30 protein-coding genes and 1 pseudogene are annotated in these 22,863 nt (G+C 52.0%); 5 read left to right on the top strand and 26 right to left on the bottom strand.

Annotated features, from left to right (window positions below; translation table 11 throughout):
- Window position 1 precedes the first annotated feature (1 nt).
- The 15 genes and pseudogenes from traV to HMPREF3143_RS26240 form a co-directional block, all read right to left on the bottom strand.
- The gene (gene traV / locus HMPREF3143_RS07365; protein WP_000793435.1) at window positions 2-580 is read right to left on the bottom strand and encodes a type IV conjugative transfer system lipoprotein TraV; all 579 of its coding nucleotides are present in this window, start codon (window positions 578-580) and stop codon (window positions 2-4) included.
- On the bottom strand, window positions 577-1,890 hold the full coding sequence (locus HMPREF3143_RS07360) for a TraB/VirB10 family protein (protein WP_024131605.1): 1,314 nt from the start codon (window positions 1,888-1,890) through the stop codon (window positions 577-579). The genes traV and HMPREF3143_RS07360 overlap by 4 nt, the downstream gene beginning before the upstream one ends.
- Window positions 1,890-2,807, bottom strand: coding sequence for a TraK domain-containing protein (locus tag HMPREF3143_RS07355; protein ID WP_000794249.1), 918 nt, complete (start codon window positions 2,805-2,807; stop codon window positions 1,890-1,892). Before HMPREF3143_RS07355 ends, HMPREF3143_RS07360 begins: the two co-directional genes overlap by 1 nt.
- Window positions 2,791-3,417: a TraE/TraK family type IV conjugative transfer system protein gene (locus tag HMPREF3143_RS07350; RefSeq protein ID WP_001049716.1), complete on the bottom strand. Its 627-nt coding sequence runs from the start codon at window positions 3,415-3,417 to the stop codon at window positions 2,791-2,793. The genes HMPREF3143_RS07355 and HMPREF3143_RS07350 overlap by 17 nt, the downstream gene beginning before the upstream one ends.
- Entirely contained in the window at window positions 3,414-3,695 is a 282-nt protein-coding gene (gene traL / locus HMPREF3143_RS07345; RefSeq protein WP_000805625.1) for a type IV conjugative transfer system protein TraL, read from the bottom strand. The genes HMPREF3143_RS07350 and traL overlap by 4 nt, the downstream gene beginning before the upstream one ends.
- 144 nt (window positions 3,696-3,839) lie before the next feature.
- Entirely contained in the window at window positions 3,840-4,205 is a 366-nt protein-coding gene (locus tag HMPREF3143_RS07340) for a hypothetical protein (protein WP_001052531.1), read from the bottom strand.
- Between the two features lie 11 nt (window positions 4,206-4,216).
- Entirely contained in the window at window positions 4,217-4,360 is a 144-nt protein-coding gene (locus HMPREF3143_RS25910) for a hypothetical protein (protein WP_001275801.1), read from the bottom strand.
- A 180-nt stretch (window positions 4,361-4,540) separates the two neighbouring features.
- The gene (locus tag HMPREF3143_RS07335) at window positions 4,541-5,203 is read right to left on the bottom strand and encodes a hypothetical protein (protein ID WP_001231463.1); all 663 of its coding nucleotides are present in this window, start codon (window positions 5,201-5,203) and stop codon (window positions 4,541-4,543) included.
- The gene (locus HMPREF3143_RS07330; RefSeq protein WP_000869261.1) at window positions 5,203-5,580 is read right to left on the bottom strand and encodes a hypothetical protein; all 378 of its coding nucleotides are present in this window, start codon (window positions 5,578-5,580) and stop codon (window positions 5,203-5,205) included. Before HMPREF3143_RS07330 ends, HMPREF3143_RS07335 begins: the two co-directional genes overlap by 1 nt.
- Before the next feature lie 9 nt (window positions 5,581-5,589).
- Window positions 5,590-6,036: a hypothetical protein gene (locus HMPREF3143_RS07325; protein ID WP_000122506.1), complete on the bottom strand. Its 447-nt coding sequence runs from the start codon at window positions 6,034-6,036 to the stop codon at window positions 5,590-5,592.
- A 9-nt stretch (window positions 6,037-6,045) separates the two neighbouring features.
- Window positions 6,046-6,675, bottom strand: a complete 630-nt coding sequence (locus HMPREF3143_RS07320; RefSeq protein ID WP_000743450.1) for an IncC plasmid conjugative DNA transfer DtrJ family protein — start codon at window positions 6,673-6,675, stop codon at window positions 6,046-6,048.
- On the bottom strand, window positions 6,632-7,177 hold the full coding sequence (locus tag HMPREF3143_RS07315; protein ID WP_000228720.1) for a hypothetical protein: 546 nt from the start codon (window positions 7,175-7,177) through the stop codon (window positions 6,632-6,634). Before HMPREF3143_RS07315 ends, HMPREF3143_RS07320 begins: the two co-directional genes overlap by 44 nt.
- A 49-nt stretch (window positions 7,178-7,226) precedes the next feature.
- Window positions 7,227-9,092, bottom strand: coding sequence for a conjugative transfer system coupling protein TraD (traD, locus tag HMPREF3143_RS07310; protein WP_000178856.1), 1,866 nt, complete (start codon window positions 9,090-9,092; stop codon window positions 7,227-7,229).
- Window positions 9,089-11,803 (bottom strand): annotated as a pseudogene (mobH, locus tag HMPREF3143_RS07305) (MobH family relaxase); the annotation flags it as partial. The pseudogene mobH and the gene traD, both read right to left, overlap by 4 nt.
- Before the next feature lie 12 nt (window positions 11,804-11,815).
- Complete coding sequence (locus HMPREF3143_RS26240; protein ID WP_254668423.1) at window positions 11,816-12,067, bottom strand: hypothetical protein; 252 nt, start codon at window positions 12,065-12,067, stop codon at window positions 11,816-11,818.
- Between the two features lie 167 nt (window positions 12,068-12,234).
- Here HMPREF3143_RS26240 and HMPREF3143_RS07300 point away from each other — a divergent pair, with 167 nt between their 5' ends.
- Genes HMPREF3143_RS07300 through HMPREF3143_RS07285 form a run of 4 tightly spaced genes read left to right on the top strand, consistent with a single transcriptional unit; the run spans window position 12,235 to window position 15,762 of the window.
- The gene (locus HMPREF3143_RS07300; RefSeq protein ID WP_001249396.1) at window positions 12,235-12,852 is read left to right on the top strand and encodes a hypothetical protein; all 618 of its coding nucleotides are present in this window, start codon (window positions 12,235-12,237) and stop codon (window positions 12,850-12,852) included.
- The gene (locus HMPREF3143_RS07295) at window positions 12,834-13,067 is read left to right on the top strand and encodes a hypothetical protein (RefSeq protein ID WP_001191892.1); all 234 of its coding nucleotides are present in this window, start codon (window positions 12,834-12,836) and stop codon (window positions 13,065-13,067) included. Before HMPREF3143_RS07300 ends, HMPREF3143_RS07295 begins: the two co-directional genes overlap by 19 nt.
- Window positions 13,067-15,259 (top strand): DNA topoisomerase III, encoded by a 2,193-nt coding sequence (locus HMPREF3143_RS07290; protein WP_000366821.1) that lies wholly within the window; start codon window positions 13,067-13,069, stop codon window positions 15,257-15,259. Before HMPREF3143_RS07295 ends, HMPREF3143_RS07290 begins: the two co-directional genes overlap by 1 nt.
- Before the next feature lie 14 nt (window positions 15,260-15,273).
- Window positions 15,274-15,762, top strand: a complete 489-nt coding sequence (locus HMPREF3143_RS07285) for a hypothetical protein (RefSeq protein ID WP_000468105.1) — start codon at window positions 15,274-15,276, stop codon at window positions 15,760-15,762.
- 91 nt (window positions 15,763-15,853) lie between these two features.
- Here the strand turns inward: HMPREF3143_RS07285 and HMPREF3143_RS07280 are convergent, their stop codons facing one another.
- The 11 genes from HMPREF3143_RS07280 to HMPREF3143_RS07230 form a co-directional block, all read right to left on the bottom strand.
- A complete protein-coding gene (locus HMPREF3143_RS07280; RefSeq protein WP_014386427.1) occupies window positions 15,854-16,132 on the bottom strand; it encodes a hypothetical protein in 279 nt (92 codons plus the stop codon).
- Between the two features lie 232 nt (window positions 16,133-16,364).
- The gene (locus tag HMPREF3143_RS07270; RefSeq protein WP_070532447.1) at window positions 16,365-16,982 is read right to left on the bottom strand and encodes a phage head-tail adapter protein; all 618 of its coding nucleotides are present in this window, start codon (window positions 16,980-16,982) and stop codon (window positions 16,365-16,367) included.
- 93 nt (window positions 16,983-17,075) lie between these two features.
- Complete coding sequence (locus HMPREF3143_RS07265; RefSeq protein WP_000362482.1) at window positions 17,076-17,294, bottom strand: hypothetical protein; 219 nt, start codon at window positions 17,292-17,294, stop codon at window positions 17,076-17,078.
- A 205-nt stretch (window positions 17,295-17,499) separates the two neighbouring features.
- Window positions 17,500-18,156, bottom strand: a complete 657-nt coding sequence (locus HMPREF3143_RS07260; protein WP_000268551.1) for a hypothetical protein — start codon at window positions 18,154-18,156, stop codon at window positions 17,500-17,502.
- Window positions 18,156-19,583, bottom strand: coding sequence for a DNA cytosine methyltransferase (locus HMPREF3143_RS07255; RefSeq protein ID WP_000936896.1), 1,428 nt, complete (start codon window positions 19,581-19,583; stop codon window positions 18,156-18,158). Before HMPREF3143_RS07255 ends, HMPREF3143_RS07260 begins: the two co-directional genes overlap by 1 nt.
- A 3-nt stretch (window positions 19,584-19,586) precedes the next feature.
- Complete coding sequence (locus HMPREF3143_RS07250) at window positions 19,587-20,087, bottom strand: hypothetical protein (protein ID WP_000647189.1); 501 nt, start codon at window positions 20,085-20,087, stop codon at window positions 19,587-19,589.
- A gap of 8 nt (window positions 20,088-20,095) precedes the next feature.
- Window positions 20,096-20,428, bottom strand: coding sequence for a hypothetical protein (locus HMPREF3143_RS07245; protein ID WP_000348669.1), 333 nt, complete (start codon window positions 20,426-20,428; stop codon window positions 20,096-20,098).
- On the bottom strand, window positions 20,413-20,919 hold the full coding sequence (locus HMPREF3143_RS07240) for a hypothetical protein (protein ID WP_000566600.1): 507 nt from the start codon (window positions 20,917-20,919) through the stop codon (window positions 20,413-20,415). Before HMPREF3143_RS07240 ends, HMPREF3143_RS07245 begins: the two co-directional genes overlap by 16 nt.
- A complete protein-coding gene (locus tag HMPREF3143_RS07235) occupies window positions 20,912-21,586 on the bottom strand; it encodes a hypothetical protein (protein WP_032413515.1) in 675 nt (224 codons plus the stop codon). Before HMPREF3143_RS07235 ends, HMPREF3143_RS07240 begins: the two co-directional genes overlap by 8 nt.
- On the bottom strand, window positions 21,561-21,842 hold the full coding sequence (locus HMPREF3143_RS24665; RefSeq protein WP_000044824.1) for a hypothetical protein: 282 nt from the start codon (window positions 21,840-21,842) through the stop codon (window positions 21,561-21,563). The genes HMPREF3143_RS07235 and HMPREF3143_RS24665 overlap by 26 nt, the downstream gene beginning before the upstream one ends.
- A complete protein-coding gene (locus tag HMPREF3143_RS07230; RefSeq protein ID WP_001125905.1) occupies window positions 21,835-22,212 on the bottom strand; it encodes a hypothetical protein in 378 nt (125 codons plus the stop codon). The genes HMPREF3143_RS24665 and HMPREF3143_RS07230 overlap by 8 nt, the downstream gene beginning before the upstream one ends.
- Window positions 22,213-22,530: 318 nt before the next feature.
- Here HMPREF3143_RS07230 and HMPREF3143_RS25905 point away from each other — a divergent pair, with 318 nt between their 5' ends.
- Complete coding sequence (locus HMPREF3143_RS25905; RefSeq protein ID WP_000939033.1) at window positions 22,531-22,674, top strand: hypothetical protein; 144 nt, start codon at window positions 22,531-22,533, stop codon at window positions 22,672-22,674.
- The last annotated feature ends 189 nt before the right edge of the window (window positions 22,675-22,863 follow it).

Here is a 22,863-nt window from a genome sequence, read left to right as displayed (position 1 = left end):
CCTATTTGGTTGTTTCAGACTTCGGTTCGTGTTGTACCGTTTGCAGCGGTCTCAAAACTGGCTCACTTTGCGGTGTGCCATCCCCAATCACCCACCTGCGCGGTTCGATTTCGGTATAGACATACCCTGTCACGATGAGATCACCATTGGTGTCCTCCCAGGGAGCTACCCAAATCCGCATAACCTGTGCTGGTGTACGAATTGGAATCGGGCGATCCGGAAGACGCGGTGCGACATAGTTGTCAATCACCGGGTCTCCGGAGCTAGATGAGTTCGCTGAAACGTTTGAGGAACCTTCGCCATCCGCTTCCGCTTTGGCCTCGACTTCCTCTGGTTTCATTGGGCGCGGGACATTTCCGTCATTGGTTGCGGCGTAAACGTCTCGCGCTGACATACACTGAACACCATTCGGCATTCCCGGACAGCTATACTCATCCTTGCCGATGTTGAACGTCGAACAGCCCGACAAAATAAGTAGCGCTGCACCCACCCCCAACATCTTTGCGGATCTTACTGCCTGTTCCTTTTGAGCCTCGCCTCTGGAACTGCCCTTTCTGGTCAAAATGTTCAAATTTTTCATTTCTTGGTTCCCCCGGTGGAACGAATTTGTAGCTTGGTTCCTTTGGTCACGATGATGTCTACCTGACGGCCAGCATCGACCTCGATAACGGGGAAGATGCCTTCGGCCATGTCGATATAGAACTGAGCGATGCGATCTAGCGCCTTACTGGCCCCCTTCACTGCTGCTCCCTGCAACATCTGGTCGGAGAACACAGACTGGTACTGGGTATTTGAGCCAGGGTTAGTGCTGACGACCGGCACAGGATTGACGTCAAAGGCTTCGGAAACGCCACCAAGGAAGCCTGCCATCAAGCTCTTGGCGATGATTTGCCCCTGCTTCGATACGACGCGACCACGGACACCGGCCTTACCGTCTTCACCCACTGCATAGGAATCCAGCTTCGCTTCTATGACCCCCCCATCATCCCGAACGCACGAGAAGGTCTCGCCACGCAGGTACGCTCGCTCTGAACTGAGATCTCCATAGCCTGAAACAATCAGGAAGCACTCACGAACATCCGCACGGAAGCGGTTAGGCAAAATAGCCTCTTTCTGAATCCTGAGGGTCGAAGGGAACGGATCTCGACGAGCACCTTGAGATGTTGGTGCGTCCATACCGTTGATGAGCACCCCTGTCAGGATGGAGCCAGAAGGTAGGTAGATAGACTCATCATCCTTGTTGTCCTTCTCTTCAACTTCTGGCGCTTTCTGCGAGTAGCTCACTATTTGGATGCCTGGTTTAGTTGCATCACGACCGTCTCCCTTGCCAGTTGCAGGAGCCCCACCCTTCGAGTCAGGAAGCGGTGCGTCCCGAAAAAAGGATGCTGGATCTTTGTAGTCGAGCTTTTTCTCCATGAACTGACCATCACCACCAGATGCACCATTAACATCGGCTCTGGCATCCTCTGATGAAGAGGATGTTTTTCCACCAGCAGCGCCGGTTTCGACTTTCTTAGCCAATTCCATGTTCTTCTGGGTCAGGCGGTCCAAATCTTGACGAAGGCGGGTCATCTCACGGCCAACATCACTGGATTTCCCGGCAGTGGTTTTGGTTTCCTCCAGCTCTTTCTTGACTCGTTCCAGCTCCTTTTTCAGGTCGGAGTTTTCACGAGACACCATCTTCACATCGGCAGACAACGAATCTATCCCGATCTCACGGGTGTTTTTGTCTGTGAGAACGTGCTTGATGGTTTCTTGGCGACCGCGCTTCTCTTCTTTCTTGGGTTCACCAGAGAACATTGTCACGACCGCAAAAAGAACGAAGACGCCGCCAGCGATAGACACCCAACGCTTCTTGTTGGGGTCTAACTGTGTCCAAAATCGCTTAATCATTGGGCACCTCCCAGCAGCGATGGACGCTTAGACGTTGGTGCGAGACCACGCTTCTGCTTCTTCGCCACATAGATCTCCGTCTTCTGGCCGGGCTCAAGCACGTTAAGCGGCCACGTAGTCACCGCAGCCACATCCCAGCTCCCACACAACGCCTCTTTGAACTCAATAGGCTGATCAGAGACGTTCAGGGCGACACCGATGAACACGTTAAGGTGGTGGCCCATCATGTATTGCCCCTTGCTAAAATCCACCTTTACCCCAGGATGAGCGCAGCTCGGCACCGCAGCACCAGCAGGGATGCGGTTCAACGTGTAACCTTGAGGGACTTCACCAAGAGCAATCTTTCGGAATACTGACCGGATGGTTTCGACATAAGGCTGGCTCTGTTCCCAGGTCTCAGCCTTGGTATTGGCAAAAGCACCAGTGATACCTACACCACCATCGAGCTTGAGAAAGACTTCTCTGGGCGGAATACGACGGGGAACCATCGTCAGGCTGAGAGCTTGGGCTTCCGAGCCTTTTTCAGTAATGAACATAGTCACCGGATACTGCTTATCCGTGGCGACATAGACCACATTCTCTTTGATGCAGACCTCACCACACTGGCCGTTATCCGTCGCCCCGGTCAGAGATGTTGAAACGATCTCAGGATTGCTGAAAGGCGTGACGATTCGGTTCGGATGACCAACGGCTATCGGGATGATCTGGTTAACCCCCGGCTTCATCGTCAGTAAGGGGTTTTCATTCATGCTGCCCACAACCTCATGGGAGCTTTGTCCTGACGTCACAGGGGCAGGAACATCCTTTTTCATAACACTGGCCGGGACAACAGGAATGTCATCCGAGGCATAGGCCATTGAAGTTCCAAGCGCCAAGGACAGCGCCAGGAGCGAAAGTTTAGCGTTGTTCTTCATGCTTTCTCCGGTTTTCTTCTTTGCGCTGGAGTTGCTCCAAAACAGTTTTGGTGCGTGGCTTTCCTACATAGGTGTCGATGTAGTCCAGCACGGGCGCGTAGTTTGAAATCTTGATGGCGAACTCGTAGGAGCGTTCGCTACGCTCTTCGTTAGAAGAAGCCCCTTTGACGTAGGAATATCCGTAGACAAACACCTTGTCGCTCTTGGGCTCGTACTCAACAAAACGCGGCTCAAACCGCATGGTTACGCGGTCGTTCTTGATCTGTTGAGCTTGAATTTCGATGGCATCAATCACGTCCTGATAGATGCTCGGGGAGAGAAGCGGGGTGATCCGTTCTTTCACAAAGTCAACGGTTCCTGGCGTCACATTGCCAAGGAGCTGAGCAAAAGCGAAACCCCAAGCCTCTTTATAGGACTGAGAGGCGTTATTTTTCGTCACCCAGGCTTCTTCCGTGAGCGTGAAAGGCTGGATAGTGACGATGGTTTCCTTGCTGAATACTTGGACCACCAGCAGGAAAACGATAGCAATAAGACCACCCTGGAAGATTCGTCCCCACTTATTTTCTGTTTGGGTCCCTTCCCAGGTCTTGAGATACTTTTTCAGGTTCAAGGCAAATACCTCCGGACAAACGGATTCTTGAGAGATTTGGCCTTGGTCATGATGAACCCGGCCCAGTAGATCATGTGGAGCAGGTATCCATCCGGATGGTTATCCCTGAATCGGCGATAAAGGTTGGTTACAAGTAACCCCCCCAGAAAGCAGATCAGGGCCTTACCGATGATGACCCCTATCGTTAGCCCCAAAAGCATCGGGGCCAACTCATCTGCGCTCCACAACAGCAGATGCGGGGGCTCATCGACCCGGCGCGGTATCTTTACAGGCTTCATAGCAACCCTCTTCTTTTCCTAGTGGCCTGTATTCTCATTCAGGGTCACTGATTTTCTGCCACGGCTTCGCGCCCTTTTCGGGCACTTCCAGCGACAAATAAAAAAAGGCGGCCTAAGCCGCCTTTTTTGCGTTTACTGGATCGGTTATTGATTTTGAGGAACCGCTTCCGAATGTTTTTCCGAAGCCGCAACGCTAACTTCATTGGCTGGTCGGGCCACCCCCAGAGTTTTCACTTCCTTGTTAGCATTGGCTTTAAACTTGAACATCAGACTGTACGCCGCCAGCAGGAAGAAGCTGAGAATGCCCCAGTAGGTCTGAACCGTGCCCAGAGCCTTGGCCGGGTCACTTGCAGCTCTGTTGGCCGTATCAGCAGCCAACTTAACCCACTGACTCCAGTCAAAACCTGCCGCAAAAGCAGACAGCCAAAACGCGACGGCCACTGGAACGATGAAGATGCACATCAGCACCGCGTTCATCAAAAACCAGAAAAATTGTTTATTAAGGTTCACACTTCCTCCCATTAACCTAGAAAATTGAATGCGTGTTCCAGGTTCATCCCTGCAACAACACCTATAACGAACATCACCTGCCAGACAAGGAACTGCCAGGAGATGAATGAACCAGATGAGCTTTCGCTTTCTCTGACGTGAGCTTGTGCGGACATAGACCCTCCAAATAACTTGTCGTCATCACGGAGTAATCGTCTCTTAATTGATCAATCTAGGAACAGTGCTGTTACGGCCCATTTTGGGCACTTTATGGAGGTTTATTCGAGGAGATGATAAGAGCGGGAGGCGAAAAACTTTCACATGTGAAAGTTCAAAGCGGCCAATGGCCGCTTGTTTCACACTGTTCTATTGTAACGGAGTTCTCGATAAGCATCCCATGCTTGCTCTGATGAGACACCTCGACAACCAACATCTGTGGCGCACTCAAGGTCCATCTTGTACTGCTTAACCTTCTGGTCTGCTGTATCGCCCCAGCTCATGGCTGATGGGTACTTGGAAACACTAAACACATTTTCAAGTTCAGCCTGATAGTCGTCGTTTTGTAACAGAGGTTCGGTTTCACCATCATCCCAGCGAATGTAAGCCTTACCCTGGAGAGCCTTCAAATGCAAAGGCACCAGTAAGGTGGAAATCACTTCGTCAGCCCTGATGTCTTTGTAAGCACACCAGTGAGGTTTAACGGTGATCACACCATTTACCAAAACGATGTCACACGCCAGTGTCGCTTCAACATTATCGTTAACATCCTGCCGAGCGTAGATCTCCACGAAACCAACCTGCTCTGGAACAACCTTGTCGATGAAGCTCCAAAAGCTGGGGTACGACGTTCCATCGCTGAGCGTCAACTGACCGTCATGCTCTTTCAGCATACGGTTCAGTTGTGCAGTGAAGAACTCTGCCGACACTTTTCTTGCCAATGGTTCCATATCACTCAGTCGTAGAGTGGCTCCTGCACCCCCCTCATACACCTCTCCAAAAAAGAAATCTCTCTTACGCATTAGACTTTGCCTCCTTTAATCGCTTGCTGGGTCAGCTTGATCCAGTTCAACGGGTTTTCACAGTCAACATGGTTGCCAGCGGCACCAACTACCGTTTTGTATGCCTCCGAGCCTGCCGCTGTGTGTACTGCCAGCATAAACGAAAACATAGGGTCATTTTGCATGGTGCCAATCATCATTGCACTGGAAGTGTCTTTGAGCTGGCAGTTTTCAACCCGCAGATTGAGTACATCTTTTGCCACCATCTTACAGTCGGGACACACCTTCTCAAGGTTCTTGAGCTTTGCGTCGTCATTGAGCACATCAGGAGCCGCGATGGCAGTACCGGCCATACACAGCCCCAGTGCCAGCAGTTTGAGTTTATTGGTTACTTTCATGGTTCCTCTCTATATCGTTCCAATTTCGTTTCGGTAAAAGAACAGTGGCCCAGTGACTGTTCTGAGTTCCGGCGTTACTTGCTTTACTCTTGAGCAAATATGCTGCTTGAAAAAGTTGTGGTATCCGTACAAAGCTGGGCGTGTAAAAACGGAATAGATAATGAGGGTGATGGCCGCACCAGCGGCCCACCCGATCACGTCCGGAGAGATAAGTCCTGGCACGTCTGAGATACGTTCTGGTTCAACCAAGCGGCACACCACCAGCACCCAGAACCACATTACCGGCATCACAAAGATCATCTTTCCGACGCAAGCAATGAGCACCTTCACCAAATTCAAGCTCTGCGCCCAGTAAAGCCACAACGCAGACAAGGATTGGCGACGTATCACCTGGTAGACGTTCAATGGGATGTCGCACAGATGCACCCCATCTTGATTTATAACGGAGTAGCTCATCCTCCCTCCCTATACCCGTTTCTGGAGGTTGCCGAACGTCAGGCCAACCAGGACACAGCACGTCATCATTGTCATCGGGATGACAACCGGATCGAGCGCTATGGGGATGAAGAACGCGATGAACAATCCGGCCATCAGGTACATCGTTCCGCGAACGCTATAACGATGGAGAACCGGACTCGCATAATCGAAGTTGGTCCGCTTAATTCGCCATGTCATCATCCCGTCATATACCGCAGGTACGAACAGGATCAGCATATAGGGAGCCCACGCGGCTAACAGCGCCAACCGTGTGTAGAACTGGTAAATGACGTTGACAAAGGCTTCCATGCGGCCTTTGACCCACACAAACCAGCCCTTGCCCATATCCTGCATCCCCTTGGACTTCTGGCGCTCCTCTTCTGATGGGATCAGCGTTTGGTACATCCCCTCATAGAAGCCTGAATCAATAACGCTCGACCTGAACCAGGTAGATGCTTTGTTCTGTATCCAGTCTCTTGCTTCGACACCAAGACTCTGTTCCACCAGCACGGATTCCCTTTTGATGGCTCTGTCTGTCCAGTCGCCAGGGATCAGCAGCAATATTGCCAGCAACTCAATAACCAGCAGCCATGCGACCAGCAACCACGGCTTCTTCATAGTCGGTTCTCCTTAAAACAGTTTTCACGCTCTCACAGGTGATGAGCTCATACAGCAAGCCACGCAAAGAGGTCTCATCCTCATGGGGCTGCGGGTTAATGGATAGTTCTCCTGGATGGGAAGAAAGCCACAGTGAGAACGACTCTCCTGAATCGACAGACCATGAATCACCGCCACTATCGACAATTTGCACTTCCAACGCCCGGCAGGTTTCGGTGATCAGGGTTTCCAGAAATGCCCCAATTCTGGCCGGGTCTTCATATTTCTCTCTCTGCTCATGAAACACGAGCTGGCTGTAGCGATGCAGAGCTTCTTCAATGATCGGGTAAATCACAGGCTCCTGATTAGCCTTAATCCCGTCTGTGATGTAGCAGCTCAGCTTCTCGATGATGGCCTCCGATGCAGGCCAGTCGAATTGGAGGATGCTCAGGATGTGAGCGTTCTTGCGGCCACGACTTTTCAATTCATTCATAACCCTGTCGAAAGGGTTCACATCGACCATGATGGCTACCTCGTAATCTCTATACTTCTTGTCACACATAGCTCTGCTCTTACTGGGTCAATATGGGCAGACGGCCTTTTACGATTGTTCCGCCTGAAATTTTGGCTATGTATTCCAGGTTCGGAAGCATTCCCAATAACTGGGCTGGGAACAGATCAGCTTCCTCCTCCATCAAACGCTCGCCTTGGTTGCCTCCGTGCATAATGGGCTCCTTGCCATCCGAGTTCTGGCCTTGAGTCCGCATGACGTACTTGAGCCGGGTCTTCGGCAGGTTATCCGCGATATACTCCTGGGTTTCACCATCGACGATACGCAGAGCAAACGTGTTGTTGATGTTCCCCAACACCTGGAGCGCTTTGTCTTTGCTACCCAGTCGAGCTGCGAAGTCAGCAAAAGTCTGAGTTGCAACGAAAAGACGAAGTTTCGCACCGCGACCTTTGTTCAGGAGCTGGATGAACGGGTCGTTGATCACCTCGGCAGCCTCATCAACAAAGATATTTACGGGTCTGTTGTTGACGCCGTAGTTGTATCTGTCACCGGCAACCGCTGTCAGGTCTGACAGGAAGATGGACCCCATAGCACTACCAACCATGTTGTCGGTCAGGGAGTCGAGCCCCAGATAAGCAACTTGAGCGTTGTTGATGATTTTTGCGGAATCGGTGATCTGGCGTTCGTCGCTCAGATCAGATGAGTCTGGAGACAGCAGAGGGCCTAGCTCCCCGGACGTCAGCATATTCATGATCGGCAGGAGGTTCGCCACCATCTTGGAGAAGTGGGTTTGGTCGTGCTGGAACATCGACAGCAAGCCTTCCAGGTCAGAGTTCGGGTGCTCAGGTTGGATGATGTCGTAGTAGAACTTCATCAACGCGAAAGCGATCTTCTCACGCGAACCGTTTTTGGCTTTTTCCAAGTAAGCCGCTGCTTCTGCCTCCCAGTCGGGCATAACTCGCTCTGAGTAAGCCTGAACGGCCTTGATGACCAAGCCAGCAGCGCCACCTTCAAGGAATCGGCGGAGCTTTGTCAGGTTGGGACGATCATGAGTGATGACCAAGCCCTGAGCGATGTTGTTCAGTGCCTGCCATCCAAATGATTTGAACGGGTCGGCCCCTGCTTCGGACGGGATCAACGCTGCCAAACGACTTGCGATTTCAGTCACGCGGGTGAAGTTACGCAGAGGGTCGATACGCACCGACTCTTCCGGGAATGCTGGATGAAATGAGACGAATCTTTCCGGCTGCCCCATAGCTTCACAGGCACGTCGGGCATTGTCCCGCATCTCCTTATCCCCTTTCGGGTCTATGATGATCACGGCTTCCCCACGCAGAATGGCCTGTGAAATCAGGATGTCGAACATACGGGTCTTGCCCGAGCCGGTGGTCCCAACGATCAGCGAATGCCCCTCAGTGTGCTTGAGTGGCTGCATCAGCTTCTCTTCTTTGGGCTCTACCCCGTGAATCCAGGGCTGGCCGATTGGCAGCTCCTTTTTCTTACCCTGTATCTTCCGGACAACCTTTTTGACCGTGGACTCTCTCCCTACGATGGAAGTCCAGTCGCGTTTCAGGATCTCAAACACGCGCTGGGCATGGCGGTTTTCCCACAGGAACCCACTACCAAGCCACATATCGTCCGGCGTGTCCTTGATGTACTTTTGGAGCTCCGCAATGGAAATAAACTCCAGATCACGCCCCTTCAAATGCTTTTGGAGCAGGTGAAGTTTGATAGCCTTGGGCAAACGAGCCATCGCCATCACGCCACAGATCCCCGTCATCCAATAGAATGGCTCCGGCGGCATCGTGCTGACTTGCTCTACGGCCAAAGCCGCGCCGGAGGCGGCAAGCCAGCCTGCTACAGCATTTTTTTCATAGTTGGGCCGCCACGGCATCTCGTAGGCGAGCGGGTCATAACTCATTGTCATGTTTCATTTACCTCTAAATACAATTTTCCCTGACGTTTCTTGAGCAAAGGGCGTCTCTGTGCCCGGCTCAGCATCCCGCAGAGGATGTGTTTGCTGATGCCGATGTTTTCACCGGCAATCATGTCGAAGGCTTTGTCACTGGTTACTAAGCAGCCATCCTCTTCCAGGACAGGTGTCACGAGCCATCGGCCCGAGCGTTTTTGGATCATGTCCTTGAGCATCTGGAGTGCTTTCTGAGGCGTAACACCAGACGGCAAGAAATCTTCCGCGTTGATGTCTTTCGGGTTTGTTTTCGCCTTAGGCGGCTCAAACTCCCTAACCTCTGGATCTTCCCTTTCTCGCACCTCGACGTGTCCCAATTCCTTCTCACGCTCAACTTTGGGCTCAGGAGCCACCGGTTGAGCCTCCCGCTTAGGAAGGCGAGCCACGTTCTGTTTTTCTTGGACCGGCTTGCGCTGTTGCTCTTCAACCGGAGAAGTAACATCGACCTTCTTCTCCTTCGGCTGTGGCTGGGAGTCCTTACCTTTCGCCTTTTGTTCAGGCGAGGCTTTACCGGCATTAACCTCAGGCTTCTGCTGCTGCGCCTTTTTTCGGCTTTGTTGTTTCGGTGCAGACTTATTTTTGCTTGCATCCAAGCCAGGGGGAGAGACGAGCTCAAAGGCATCCTGGTATCCACCCATTGACGCCTCGGCATCCTTAATGGCCGCCACGACTGCATCTGAAAGCTGCTCCGCCAGTACAATTGCCTTCACTCCGCTGAAATCACGAACTTTGCGACCTGGCATAATCGGGTCCGGAACAATCGCGTTGGCGTGGGACAGCTTCGAGAGAACCTCTGACGGCGCACCCAGCGACCGAGCGCCATCCGGGTACAAAATGACGGCTTGCCCCTTCATCAGGCATAGGACTTCGCCCAGCGTCGTTTTACCTTCCAAAACAGGCATGATCGCTTGTTCAAGCAACGCCGATGCTTCCCCGTATCCAGACAACATCTCAACGAGCAAGGTCTTTGCGTCCTTCTCATGCTGATTAACGTTGTCCGTATGCGGCATTTCTGGCGTGTGCGTTGGTTGTTCTGGTGCGTCAGTCAGCATAGGGAGCGGCTCAATCGCCCATGATGGCGGTTCATCAGAACCACCGAACATTGGAAAGTCATCGCCCTGCAGGGAGTTTTGTTCTTGTGGAACGAAGTCCTGTTTTGGCTGCTCCTCTTGCTTTCCGGGCATTGCCACATCTGGGATTTCTGAGTTTGTTGCGTCAGTGCTGGTTGTCTCTGCCGATGCGTTGAATGCGTCAAACGGGAAGTCGATGTCCCCCAGTCCACCCCCAACATCCTTGAGTGCTTGTAACGGATTGTCGTTTGCCAAAGGTGGTGCGTTTTTGGCAATGTCCTGAGGGGACAGATCCTCTTTTGCCTCTGGTTTATGGGGTTGTTTCTCCGTATCACTCTTCGGTTTTGCTTTGCCCGGTTTGCTCTGCGGCTTACCCTTCTTGCCAGCGTCAGGCTTAGATGATTCCGTTGGTCCCGCATCTTTTTGCTCTGGCTTCTCCTCGACAGCATCGGAGGTGCTTTTCAGCATCTCCATCGCATCACCAAAGCCAAGGCCAGCTAGAGCTTTCTCTGCTTCCTGCTCTGCGGCCAACATGTCATCGTTCAGAGCTGCTTCACCTTCCTCTTGGTCGTCACCGTCATCGGCTTCCTCAGGATCAACGAACTCAATCTCAGCGTCCTCAACATCACCAACAACTTCCGCAGCAACAGCCGCAGGAGGCTCAGTCGTAAACACCAGGTCGTTTGATTCGAGTCGGAGCATCAAGATCTTCACCGAACCCGCCGCCTCCTGGAGCATCTCAGGCAAAACTTCCCAGTAGCGGTAGTACGCACGTTCACCCTTCTCCTGCACCGTGTTTGGTACAGCAAAACCACGTTCGATGAGAATGTCGGCCAGTGTGTCAGGGTCTCGTGGGATACCGGGGATCTTGTCGTGGCTGATCAAGTCATAAAGGTCCCCAAGCTGTTTCCAGGCAATGAATACACCTTGGTTGAGGTGCCAGACTTTCGCGCCTGGCTCATTGACCTTCCATTTTCCGGTTTTAACCAGGCGGCGGATGGCATCGAACACGTAACGCTCGACGGGCACACCATAGGAGAACTCGTCCACATCGAGACGACTCTGGCGAAGGTCCCGTGAGACGCTCTCTTGGTCAGCGCGAAGCATCAGCTTGGTCACAGGCTGATTGACGCTGGTTCCTGAGATAGCTTCCAGCATCGCTTCCATGATGGACGGGCCAGACTTGGACAGAAACTCCCGAGTCTCAGCCGGAATAATTCGATCCACCGCCAGCAGCGAGAATTGCTCATGTCTTTTGTGTCGCTTGTCGCGCCACCGGATAAAGTAACGGTCGATTTCGTGACGGTGTGCCCAGTCATGAAGTGACTCCGAATACGGGTTCCATGTGATTGACCCGTCTTTGTCCGTAATGGACACATCCGAGAGCGGTTTACCCACATCATGCAGCAGCCCAGAGAAACAGCTCGCCAGTCTCCAACGCGGCTCATTGTCACGGCGTTCCCGAGGCGTCCCCTCGATGGAAAAGATAACTGACTCAGATGCCTGAGCTGCCCAGAAGGCCACTTCAAGCCCATGTCGGAACAGACCACCAGCGCCACGGTGGTGGTGTGATTCGGAAGCTGGCAACAGGTGAACAAACGCGGCATACCGCTAGATCACCGGCAAAACAAGCCGGTTGAAGTCGTCCACAGTGAAACCGAGAGAGTTCCGCACTTTCTCAATCAGTTCAGCTTGGGTTGCCAGTATCTTGTCTAGTGGGGCCACTGGCAGGCCCTTGGCAAAAGGTGGGTATCGAGGGATTTCTTCATCTTCCACGTCTTTAAGCGGCAACACTCTGGCGCTCGGCGCGGTCTCGATCACTCCACTTCGCCCACCAAATAACTTGTTAAGGGCTTTCAGCATGTAGGTTGACCATATTCCTATCGTATTTCTCGTCGCTACATGCTCTCAAAACACCTTTAGATCGCACACACGCCTATCTGTCCAATTTGGGCAGTTTGAGAAACCAGCTTTCCATCCCCCCCCTTTTAGAATGGGCTCATCGACAATTTTTGATGAGGAACGACACGATGAGACAACTGATAGCAATTCTGGGAGTGGCAATTCTGGCCGGGTGTGCCTCTAACGCCCCCGAGCAAAAGCCTCAGCCCCAGACTGCCCCTGCCGAAAATGACAAACCTGCCCGAGTTAGCCGGGAACTGTCGATGGCATGGGACAACATGGGGCGCGGTGGTGCTGCATTACGTCAACCTGGTTATATCCATGTGCTGGGCGACGGTAATGTCAGCGCAACGATGAACAAGGTCAAAGATGACTCCGCTGGTTCAGATAAAACTCCAGCAGGGATCAAGCAGCACGGGGATGTGAACGAAGCCATCAATACCTTCAAGTCCATGAATAAAGGCAAAGGCTACTCGCTGTACGAGTTGTCACGCTGGGAACGCTATTGCGATGGCGGCAAAGGTATGGACGAGCACGATTGGCGCTTTGTGGAAGCCGAGGGGACTACAAACATCCCCAAGGATGTTGTAACCGGCTGCATACCACCTACCCACACCTATCAAGATTATCTGAATGCCTGGACGCACTTTTGCACCAGCCAGGCTGTAACTGACGCAGATCGCCGCATTGTGCGCGAGTCCGTGCGTCCCTATTCAGTGGTGAACCCATGCAAAGCTCTGAAATAAGAAACCAGACAGAGCCAAGCCGTAAGGCTGAGCTCTTCGACGCTTTATCAATCATGCTCCAGGAGGCCGGTTCGAGGGGTAATTCCCGCGAAGCGGCCTATGTCATTTCTGGAGTCCTCGAAAACCTCTCCAGAGACTACCCCGAAGTCAAAGGTCTGGCCCAAAGCTGGGCTGAGCTGGCGAATCTGGAATCAAAGATGAGAGGAGCTGCTTAATGGACCTTTATATCTGCGAGAAGCCTTCTCAGGCCAAAGATTTGGCTGGCGTAATGAAGGCCTCCCAACGAGGTGATGGATTTCTCCATGATGGAGGAAACCGCGTTATTACGTGGGCGTTCGGCCACCTGCTGGAATTGTATATGCCAGACGATTATGACGAACGCTACAAGTCATGGTCACTGGAGACCCTCCCTATTGCACCAGAGTCATGGCGGTACAACGTTCGCAAGAGTGCGTTCAAACAGTACAAAATTGTTGAGGGACTGGTCAAAAAGGCGAGCACCATCTACATCTCAACGGACTACGACCGAGAAGGTGAGGCTATCGCCCGTTCGCTTCTGGATCGATTCCGCTACTCTGGCCCTATTCGCCGGGTTTGTTTGACGGCTCTCGATGAGTCAAGCATCAAGAAAGCGCTGAACAACGTAAAGGATGGCAAGGATACGGTCTCACTCTACTACGCCGCATTGGCACGGCAACGCGCTGACTGGTTGGTAGGCATGAACGTGAGCCGCCTCTACACAGTGCTGGCCCGAGATGTCGGCTTCAACCACACTCTTCACGTTGGCAGGGTTATCACCCCAACCGTCGCTCTTGTTTGTCAACGGGACCGAGAGATCGCCGGTTTCACCCCCTCACCATACTGGACTCTGGGTGTGAACGTGTCCGTACAGAATGGACAGTTTGCCGCCCAATGGATACCACCAGAAGAGTGCAGTGACGAGCAAGGCCGGTGCGTCAATAAGGCCTATGCCGAGCAGGTAGCCTCCCAGGTCAATGGTGCCAATGCTGTTATCAGCAAAGCAGAAACCAAACCAGGTAAAGAGTCAGCCCCCCTCCCCTTCGATCTAACGTCGCTGCAACAATACGCAAGCAAACGATGGGGATACACCGCTCAGCAGGTACTGGATGCAGCTCAAGCTCTGTACGAGACGCACAAAGCGACCACCTACCCTCGTACTGATAGTCGTTATCTACCCGAGAGCCAAAAGGAAGACATTCCGGACATTCTCCAGGCGCTCATTTTGTCCGATCAGAACGTCTCTGGGCTGGTGGCTGGCGCAGATCCTCATCGCAAGGCCAGGGTATTCAATGACGCCAAAGTGACCGCGCACCACGCGATCATTCCAACACCGGCCAGAACAGACATCAGTGCCATGTCTGAGATCGAGTTCAATCTTTACGACGCCATCCGTCGTTTCTACATCGCGCAGTTCTACAGCGAGTTCGAGTTCACCAAAACCTCCATCGAGGTGCAGTGTGGGCGTCACCTCTTTGCGGCCTCTGGTAAGACACCTGCCAAACAAGGCTGGAAGGTTTTGTTTGCTTCTGATAGTGAAAGCAGTCCCAAGGACGAGGGGGAAGACACCGACGCGCCGGTTGAACAAGAGAAGCTCCCCAGGGTTAGCCAGGGCGAACCCGCTTTGCTTAATGGTGCCGAGCTGGCAAACAAAATGACGCGGCCAGCACCGCACTTCACCGAAGCCACATTGCTTGCCGCGATGGAGAACATTGCCCGGTTCGTGACTGAGGAGAAGTTCAAGCAAATTCTCAAAGACACAGCCGGTTTAGGCACTCCAGCAACACGCGCAAGCATCATCCAGGGCGCTGTTGATAAAGGCTACTTCAAACGTCAGAAAAAGGTACTGCTTGCAACTGATAAGGCTCATGCGCTTATCGCAGTGCTTCCACCAGCCATCAAATCACCCGGCATGACTGCGGCTTGGGAGCAGGAGCTTGAGAAAGTCGCCTCCGGCTCCGGGAATATGTCTGTCTTCATGAAGCAGATTTCCACCTGGATCTGCCAAATGGTTGAGCAGCTCAAAGTGGCCGCACCGGTTCTGACCAAAGAAGGTGGCGCGATGGCTAAAGCCTTCGAGGGCGCTAAGCCGCCTTCACACGAATGCTTCAACTGCGGTGGAGAGATGCACCGGATCAAAGGGAAGAACGGATTTTTCTGGGGCTGCCAGAACGAGGCTTGCAAGAAGACGTTCCCAGACAACCGAGGGAAACCCGAGAAGCGTATCGCGGCTGAGGATTGTCCAGACTGCCCAGATTGCGGTAGCCCGATGCGTCTCAGGAAAGGAAAAGCGCCCGGCAAGAAGCGAGCTTCTAAGTTCTGGGGCTGCACCGCCTATCCCGATTGCAAAGGCACTATGCCCTTCAAAAAGTCGGACTTTATGGATTGATAGAGGAATTAAGTATGTTTGGAACAATCATTTTAACTGCGATGCTCACCACCAGCTCAGCCACTGCCGAAGATGCAGGGAAGAACATCGCCTCAGGCTTGGCGGCGGCATCCGCCAGCCAAATGGGGCAGGCCGTAATGCCAACTTTAGCTACCAGCTCGGCCATTGCAAAAAGCGCAGGTAAAGGCATGGTGTCAGGTTTGGCTGCGGCGACTGCCAGCTACATTCCCCAAGACGAGCTGAGCTTTACTCGAAGCTATAAGAACTCTGAGGCTGTGGATATGGCAAAGGGCCTGGGGACATTGAAAGAAGCGCCTGAGTTTCTCTACGTTGTTACAGACGTAAATGCCAACATGGCGGTCAAATGCAAGCGCGTCTGGGAGCCTCAATCTCTGGCTTTAAGTCCAGTGATTGTTGAGCTGGTGGAACTACGTAAGACGAACAACAAAGACAGCTACGAACAAGCACTATCCCACCTCGATTGTTCAATGTTCACAGACTAAAACAATTAAGGGGCCGATGGCCCCTAATTTTTAATAACCCAATTTCTTTTGATACCTGATTTTCCTACCAAGCACAGTTGTCATACACCATTCAATTCACATGGATAGCGAATACTTCAACCGGACAATCTCCAAAGTGCGGGTGCGTTATAACACTCCTTGAGAAGCCACGCCAAGGGCGAATCTCTATCCTGGACATATCTCCAGCCTTTGGGTAGCCACACTTAACATGGACTTCATCATACTCGCGCCCCTCTAGTCTTTTTATCCAGTAGTCTGTAACGAGGCGATATTCATCTGGTTTTTCTCCAGATTTGATCTGATCGAAGTAAATCTTTTTTACGGGCAGATGAAGTATTCTCTTTTTCATAATCACCACCTGATAGCCCATCAGACTATCTAACTATTCGACAAAACATCCCTTTTTCAATTTCTGTCTCTCTCGCCTCATGGGCCAATACAATATCCGCGATAACACGAATATTCCCTTCATAGTTGCGAATGGCCGCATCCCTCATCGTGTCTAAAGTGTCCTGACACTTCGCTCGCCTGAATTTAACGAGCCAACTTTGCCGATCTATCTTGTCCACACCAAATCCCATTTAGCGAACCATGTATCCAGCTTTTTTGGCCGCAGCATCAAGCTCGGAGGAGAAGTTAACGTCGGACTTTTCTGCCGCGTTATAGAGGGCTCCACACTTGGGCCATGAGCGTCCTACCAGTTTCATCGCCAACGCATCCGCCAGCATTTCTCGGATCTGTGTTTCAGCCTCACCAAAATCGGCCAGAGTTTCGTCTATGCCCGACTCTTCCATCAGCTCGATGAGCTGTGGTTGTTTGAGCCAGACGCCTGTTTGCATTTCCAACTGATCTCTTGCATCGGCCACCAATTGGCGTTCAAGGGTTACGCCATTCACGGTCTTAACAAATTGCTTTGGCTGACGCTTTACCTTTTTTGGCCTGGACACATCAGAGATAACCGTCCCCGGCTTCCCACGCAGTTCACGCGGCAACGGTCCACTTAGCCCCAGAACTAAGCGACGAGCGTACTCATGCTCGTATGGTTTCAACCCTCGACCTTCACGGTACATTTCAGTATCCACCAGCAGATCACCGCGCAGCCTCGCATTTTTCCGCACTTGTTCGGACAAGACCGATTTACCCTTCCCGCTGGCTCCCATTACGAGCGAGTGAGATTCTACTTTGTTATCAAAAAACATAATTCCGCCCCCAAGGAGGTGTTGCTATAAAACATGGTTTGAACATCCGTATTTTCACGGCAATAACCGCCGGATAATGCAAGACTCCCAAACCTAAATAGGTCTCCAGGTGATGACATCGAAGTCATAGCTGACTTCCGAGTTGTCGTCCGCCGTTCGCCACGAACAATCATCTTCCTGAACATGGATCAAGTCGTACTCAACAATTTTGCCCGACCAACATCCTTTAAGCTGGCAATGAACAGGCACACCGACGACCGGCATCTTGTCGTTGACGCTGATCCACGGTTCTTGCTTTTGATCCAGATCCACCGGTTAGTCCTCTATGAACGATTTAATGGATCGCCCATCAAAAAACAGTTTCCCAGTTCCTGATACCGAATGTACTTCTGGAGCTGCCTTCCCTTTCAGGAGTTTCTGATAGCGCACCGCGTCTTTGAGCTCAGAGATCCTGACGCCAATGAGTGTGGCCGTCTCCTCAACTGTTAAAATACGGTCCCAAAAGCTGGTGGCGCTGTTATTGCGCCCACCGATACTCTGGGCAACGCACTCTGTTCTGGCCGCTTTTCCCTTTGCCATTGGCAATGTCCTCTTCATTCTTCTCAGCCCCCAGCTTACTCAGTATTTCAGCTTTTGTAGCGCGATGGCCGCGCATTAAAAGAGCATTCAGCAGGTATCCAGTGAACACCTCTGTACTCGGCATACGGTCAAGCAACTCAACATACTGCTCATCCGTCAAATCATGGATCTCACAATATTTTTCCACCGCCTTTTCGTAGGCTTCTGCGTAGCCATGAGTGGAAATCCTGAAAGCAATATCCCCATTGCCGTAGCCTGGCTTTGTGACGAGAAAACAAGGCGCGAAGTAGGTTCTCTTCACCCCCATCCGGCTCCGGTTCTCAATGCTGATATAAGCCCTCAGCCCCTCAGCAATGATGTTTGGCCCGGAGTTGCGTCGCCGCTTACAAGTCTTATTCTGACGCTTCACCTCTTCTGCCTCAGCTTCCCACTTTCGGTCCAAGCTGTAGGCCAGCCGGTGAGCTGTTGCGTAGGAATACTCTCTCAAGGAGAAGTATTCCTGCCGGTAATCATCCGCCACCCCAACTGTTCGTGCGACACGGAACCCGACGAAACCGGCGTCATGGGTTCCCTCGCCGTAGTAAATGACTGCCATTATCTACCTTCCTTACTTCTGATACCGTGCTGCACCACGGTATGGCGACCGCAATTCACATTCAGGTGATCCCGAACTGCGGCCATGACCGCTGAATGCAATCTGTAATCCACACTCTGCCCAAGCGTTTCTGTCGCTTGTTCTTTTGCCATCCACGAAACATCAAAGCTATCAGGTATCGACATCAACTCCTGAACCAGATCGACCGATGGCTTGTAAATGCGGCCACCGTCTTGGATGTACACTGCATCCTTTACCCCACGATCCTGAGACTTGAGGATGGTCGGGCAACTGGTGCTTTCTCTCGTCAAGAACGCAGGCATCCTGCGAGAAGTTGACTCTCTGGCCTGAATTGACTTCAACACTGTGACGTCAGCACAATCCCCGAGGTGCTTCTCGATCACCGGCCACAATCGTCCACCAGCTCTCTGCTCAGGTTTCGGTGGAACGAACCCAGGGAAGACCGACGCCACCATGTAATAGCGTTCTCGCCCCTGGTAAGCGCCGAAATCCAGACCGTTCAAGACCATCTCAGTGAGGAAGTACCCCATCCGCCGCAGTGTCGTTCCCATCATCGCCCCGGCTCCGGATGCTTTGAAGTTCGGGACGTTTTCCACCAGCACGACGGCAGGGTTCACGACCTCGATCTGTTTTAGTGCCGGGTAAACCATGTCGAGCATGGTGGAGAGATCCTCAAGAGAACGCTCTTTGTCCCTTGGACTTTTGGCGTTTGAGTGGTCATCACACCCCAACGAGTAATGGGCCAAACCAATTGGTGGGCACTCCGCCAGCAAGGCTCCAAGGCGATCCAGCTCCAGGTGATGAATGTCTTCATTCAGCAGGATACGCGGGGAGCTGTTCACCAGCGTATTGAGCGCATGTACTTCACTCAGGTTCCGCCCGGATGCTCTGTCTCTGGCTTCAACTGGACGATGCTCCAAAACAATCTCAGCCTTCCAGCCAAGCGCTTCCATAACATGAATGTCTACCCCGCCAGTCAATGCCACAAAGGCACGGAAAGGGCTGGTTTTTCTGAACCGATCCGCAATGGCAAAGGCTCTGTTTGCGACAGGAGTGAAGACTACTCGGCCTTTTCGCATTTCGACGTGGAAACGCTCTGTATAGCGAGGGAAGCACTTATCTATGAGCCCTTGTCCAGAAAACTCAATAACGGTTTCCAGCGGGTTGTTGGAGCGACTCTTTGGTTGATACCGGCGCTGATAAACCTGGTGTGTCTGTAGTTCATCGGTCGCTGGGATCACCGAAAAACCGCCCATCCCCTCCCCTGGCTCAACGGCGATGCCCATACCTGGCTTGAACCCCATAACATCCAAAAAGTTGGACGAAACCCTAACCTTGCGTTTATCGCCTACTCGATTGAACGCAAGTTGTTTGGTTACTACGGAGGGGGAGACGATCGGTAACATTGGTCAACCTCTTTTCTTCTTGTTTTGCTCGCGCTTCACCATTGCTCCAGCAGCTTTCAGAAGTCTCTGGTTCTCCGCCAGCTCCTCTTGGAGTTCCTGAGTATCCTCTTCTGTCTGAGGCTTTTTCAGCTCGGCCTCGCAATATTGGACCTCTTCCTGCAAGCTGACTTTCGCAAACTTGAGAGCGGCCAGTCGCGTCGTATAAACGCCAAAAGGCAATTCGCCACCTTCCCGGAACTGCTTCAAACACCAGCTCGGTATAGATGGCAACCAACCAAAGTCCCCATTCTTCCGTGACCTTTTCCCCCACGTAATCCCATCTAACTTTTGGGCAAGATTGACATAGCGTTGATCGCTGGTTGAGTTGCGTCGTTTCTGAATAGAGCGAACTATCCACTCTGTAACCTCGACCTTTGCTTTATCATCATCAGAGATGTAATAAAGGGCTGCGTACAACACAGCGCCTTTACGAATGACTGATGGTGGGTATGCCTGGGCTTTCATCTATCCCCCTATCGCTTTTTCTGTCCGACAAGACGGAGATGATCGGCGGCCAAGTCATACTGCTCGTTTTTGTCGCGGCGGCGGAATCTGTCAAAAAACTTCCCTCGTGGCAGGGTTTCTTCCATAGCGATCAGGCGGTTCAGCCACACTTCTTGAGGTAGCATCCCTGCTGGAGTCGGCCCGAGCTTACGTCCTTCCTTGACGTGCTCCATTGTTTGCGTGGCAGTAAAAATCGCACCACCAAACTTTCTCCACTTGAATTGCAGGGGCATATCTGGAGACTCATCCAGCATCAATTTCTTATTGGTTTGTTCTGTCACGACAATTACTCCACCATCCATTCTTCACTAAGCAGGAACGCCCAGCGCTCTTCTGCTTTTTCTGGGTTGTCTTTGGCCTGTTTGATCATGATCTCGGCGGCGTTAAAGCCTACCTCTCCACTGAACCGGCCCCATGAATGGCTATGCCACTCGCGCATCACACTTCGGCCAAGCGATGCAAGTTCTGGACTTACACCCTCATGGAGGGCATAGAGCTCCCAAGCATCCCACCCGTATCGTAATAGGTTGTGCCCTGGGGCGTTAAAGGCCTGAGCAGCCTTGAACCGCTCTCCAGGCTCCTTCCCTCTAACATCCACACCCTGGAGCACCAACCCCATTACCACTTCAATGACCGGCTCGCGTTGCTTCTTTGCCAGCTCGATGGCAGCCACCAGCATTGCTTTGGCGTCAGCAAATTTCCCATGCCCTTGGCACATACCGCAGGTTTCTTTGGAAGGGGAAAAGTCATAAACACCGGAACCAGCACAGAGGCGGCATGTCATGTCAATCATGGGCTCTTCTCTCCTCATACTCTTCGATGCGCTCTTTCAGACGCTGAACCACTGGTGCGAGCTCAGGGATAGCTTCCGCTTCCTCAAGCGTGTATCGCTTGTCTTCCTGGTAATCGACTATTTGAGGAGGCCTTGGCTGTTTAGGGAACTCAGCAAAGTCATTCAGCGACATCGAGGTAGGAAGTCCTCCTTCAATCTCACCTTTTTCGTTGAGTGACTGGGTGACGATAAGCTGTGTTCCGCCCACCTCGGTATCAAAGCGGTCATCAAAGCGCTCACCGATAGTCCAGCCGCCACGGCCAAGAACACAGGTCGTACTCATACGTAGGCGATTGAATGCTTTAGCGTCATCCCAGTTCAAAGGATTTTCATCCATGAGGAAAAAAGGCGCTTCGTCCCGAACGAACACCTTGGACTTGGCGTTATCGAAGATCGGCCCAAACACCCCCTGCTGGAGGTATGGTTCGACCTTCTCTGCAAGATCCTGGTGCCCTTGAGAACGCAGCGCCTCATAGTGCTGGGTGATTGTTTGTTTGCCGGTGCCCGGAAGGCAGGACAATACTGTCTGCTTTTCCTCGTCACTCAGGCTTACCATTCTGGACAAAAAGCTGACTACCAGCTCGTTGTGCCCATCGACCGTTTCAATGTTGAGCTTGTTCTCGTCCATCTTCTTCCTCAGTAATCGGTTCGATAAATTCAATGGAGTCCATGCTTACATGACTGATAATGGCTTTCAGGCCGCAGCAGTCGCATGGTTCAAAGGTCAGTTCTGATCCCTTGGGAGACTGATGCGTGACCGTTGCCACAGCCCCTAGAGGGATCACCCCCCAGCCGTTTTTTAGTACCCGAGTAGTTCTGACCAGCCGACCTTTGTACTCTCGTTTCAGTTTCGGATGCGGCACTACCGCATATCGCTTACTCATTTCGGTCCCCTTGTACCAAAGGCTCGACAACCAGCTCTTGAGCTTCGTCCCAGTCGGACACCTTTGCATCACCAAACGCAAAGGCAATTCGCATAGCCACTGTCGGCCTGCCTATTTTCATCAAGTAAGCCGCAGCACCGGCACACATCGACTCTTGTCCCGAAGGTGCATAGTTACCCTCTTCATCCCATTCACCACCTGACTTTGAATGCACGGTCTTGTGGCAATGAAACGTCGTCATGTCGTTTTCAACGATGTCGTTGATGATGCCTTCTAATCGCCCAGGGACCAGCTCGATAGCGCCCTCCTTCCGGAATGGACAGTTGGCGCAAGGTTTCTTCAAACGGAGATGATTTGCTTGCTTTGGCATACATATCACTTTTACAGTATCATTTTATGATTCTATGATATAGCCATATTCCGTGTAGTCAATATCTCACTAACAATTACTTTCTATCGGACGCTTACGCGCCCATTTTGGGCAGATAGACAAGTTATTTGGGCGTTTGGAGTGTGCGAGGTGGACAGCGGGGAGACTTTCACATGTGAAAGTTTTGTTTCTTGGTATCGTTTTATTGTCCCTTGATATTATTTTATGATGCTGTAATAATCATAAATAAGGGCCGCATCGCTCTTCGACCTTCGTTGCAGCCCTTACAACACAATCAAGCAATTAAGGAGCTTTGTTATGCTGCAAGGCAATACTAACACGAATAAGCGCATCCCGCTCGCGGCGTTCATGAAATGGCCGCTGGCGAAACGTCAGGACTTCATCGACCGGGAAATGTCCGGTTGCCCCGACTTTATCAAGACGTCTTTGCTTCGGCATTAAGGCGATCAGGCAGGAAAGCAAAGAACCTCGCTTCGGCGGGGTTCTTCGTTTCTACCTCTTGAATGTTTCGTCAGAACAAACTGGAGCGCTTATGTCACCAGAAACACAGCAACTTACATCCAAGGCTTTATCTCTCATCGAGCAGTCCCGATACAGTGTCAACACCAACTGAAAACTGACCCACTTTAC

It is taken from the genome of Enterobacter sp. HMSC16D10 (assembly GCF_001807145.1).
Taxonomy (GTDB): domain Bacteria; phylum Pseudomonadota; class Gammaproteobacteria; order Enterobacterales; family Enterobacteriaceae; genus Enterobacter; species Enterobacter roggenkampii.
The sequence above is the reverse complement of the archived record's forward strand: the minus strand, read 5'-3'. Positions and strand labels throughout refer to the sequence as shown.

Bases quoted from the DNA above. Each gene is read 5' to 3' on its own strand.
- HMPREF3143_RS07295 (WP_001191892.1), top strand. From the start codon at position 12,834: ATGCAAAGCTCTGAAATAAGAAACCAGACAGAGCCAAGCCGTAAGGCT.
- HMPREF3143_RS07260 (WP_000268551.1), bottom strand. From the start codon at position 18,156: ATGGCAGTCATTTACTACGGCGAGGGAACCCATGACGCCGGTTTCGTC.
- HMPREF3143_RS07320 (WP_000743450.1), bottom strand. From the start codon at position 6,675: ATGAAGAAGCCGTGGTTGCTGGTCGCATGGCTGCTGGTTATTGAGTTG.
- HMPREF3143_RS07240 (WP_000566600.1), bottom strand. From the start codon at position 20,919: ATGATTGACATGACATGCCGCCTCTGTGCTGGTTCCGGTGTTTATGAC.
- HMPREF3143_RS07355 (WP_000794249.1), bottom strand. From the start codon at position 2,807: ATGAAGAACAACGCTAAACTTTCGCTCCTGGCGCTGTCCTTGGCGCTT.
- HMPREF3143_RS07300 (WP_001249396.1), top strand. From the start codon at position 12,235: ATGAGACAACTGATAGCAATTCTGGGAGTGGCAATTCTGGCCGGGTGT.
- HMPREF3143_RS07235 (WP_032413515.1), bottom strand. From the start codon at position 21,586: ATGGACGAGAACAAGCTCAACATTGAAACGGTCGATGGGCACAACGAG.
- HMPREF3143_RS07285 (WP_000468105.1), top strand. From the start codon at position 15,274: ATGTTTGGAACAATCATTTTAACTGCGATGCTCACCACCAGCTCAGCC.
- HMPREF3143_RS07315 (WP_000228720.1), bottom strand. From the start codon at position 7,177: ATGGTCGATGTGAACCCTTTCGACAGGGTTATGAATGAATTGAAAAGT.
- HMPREF3143_RS07290 (WP_000366821.1), top strand. From the start codon at position 13,067: ATGGACCTTTATATCTGCGAGAAGCCTTCTCAGGCCAAAGATTTGGCT.
- traV (WP_000793435.1), bottom strand. From the start codon at position 580: ATGAAAAATTTGAACATTTTGACCAGAAAGGGCAGTTCCAGAGGCGAG.
- HMPREF3143_RS24665 (WP_000044824.1), bottom strand. From the start codon at position 21,842: ATGAGTAAGCGATATGCGGTAGTGCCGCATCCGAAACTGAAACGAGAG.
- HMPREF3143_RS07270 (WP_070532447.1), bottom strand. From the start codon at position 16,982: ATGTTTTTTGATAACAAAGTAGAATCTCACTCGCTCGTAATGGGAGCC.
- HMPREF3143_RS25910 (WP_001275801.1), bottom strand. From the start codon at position 4,360: ATGTCCGCACAAGCTCACGTCAGAGAAAGCGAAAGCTCATCTGGTTCA.
- HMPREF3143_RS07325 (WP_000122506.1), bottom strand. From the start codon at position 6,036: ATGAGCTACTCCGTTATAAATCAAGATGGGGTGCATCTGTGCGACATC.
- HMPREF3143_RS07245 (WP_000348669.1), bottom strand. From the start codon at position 20,428: ATGGATGGTGGAGTAATTGTCGTGACAGAACAAACCAATAAGAAATTG.
- HMPREF3143_RS07280 (WP_014386427.1), bottom strand. From the start codon at position 16,132: ATGAAAAAGAGAATACTTCATCTGCCCGTAAAAAAGATTTACTTCGAT.
- HMPREF3143_RS07255 (WP_000936896.1), bottom strand. From the start codon at position 19,583: ATGTTACCGATCGTCTCCCCCTCCGTAGTAACCAAACAACTTGCGTTC.
- traL (WP_000805625.1), bottom strand. From the start codon at position 3,695: ATGAAGCCTGTAAAGATACCGCGCCGGGTCGATGAGCCCCCGCATCTG.
- HMPREF3143_RS07335 (WP_001231463.1), bottom strand. From the start codon at position 5,203: ATGCGTAAGAGAGATTTCTTTTTTGGAGAGGTGTATGAGGGGGGTGCA.
- HMPREF3143_RS07250 (WP_000647189.1), bottom strand. From the start codon at position 20,087: ATGAAAGCCCAGGCATACCCACCATCAGTCATTCGTAAAGGCGCTGTG.
- HMPREF3143_RS07230 (WP_001125905.1), bottom strand. From the start codon at position 22,212: ATGCCAAAGCAAGCAAATCATCTCCGTTTGAAGAAACCTTGCGCCAAC.
- HMPREF3143_RS25905 (WP_000939033.1), top strand. From the start codon at position 22,531: ATGCTGCAAGGCAATACTAACACGAATAAGCGCATCCCGCTCGCGGCG.
- traD (WP_000178856.1), bottom strand. From the start codon at position 9,092: ATGACAATGAGTTATGACCCGCTCGCCTACGAGATGCCGTGGCGGCCC.
- HMPREF3143_RS26240 (WP_254668423.1), bottom strand. From the start codon at position 12,067: ATGCTGAAAGCCCTTAACAAGTTATTTGGTGGGCGAAGTGGAGTGATC.
- HMPREF3143_RS07330 (WP_000869261.1), bottom strand. From the start codon at position 5,580: ATGAAAGTAACCAATAAACTCAAACTGCTGGCACTGGGGCTGTGTATG.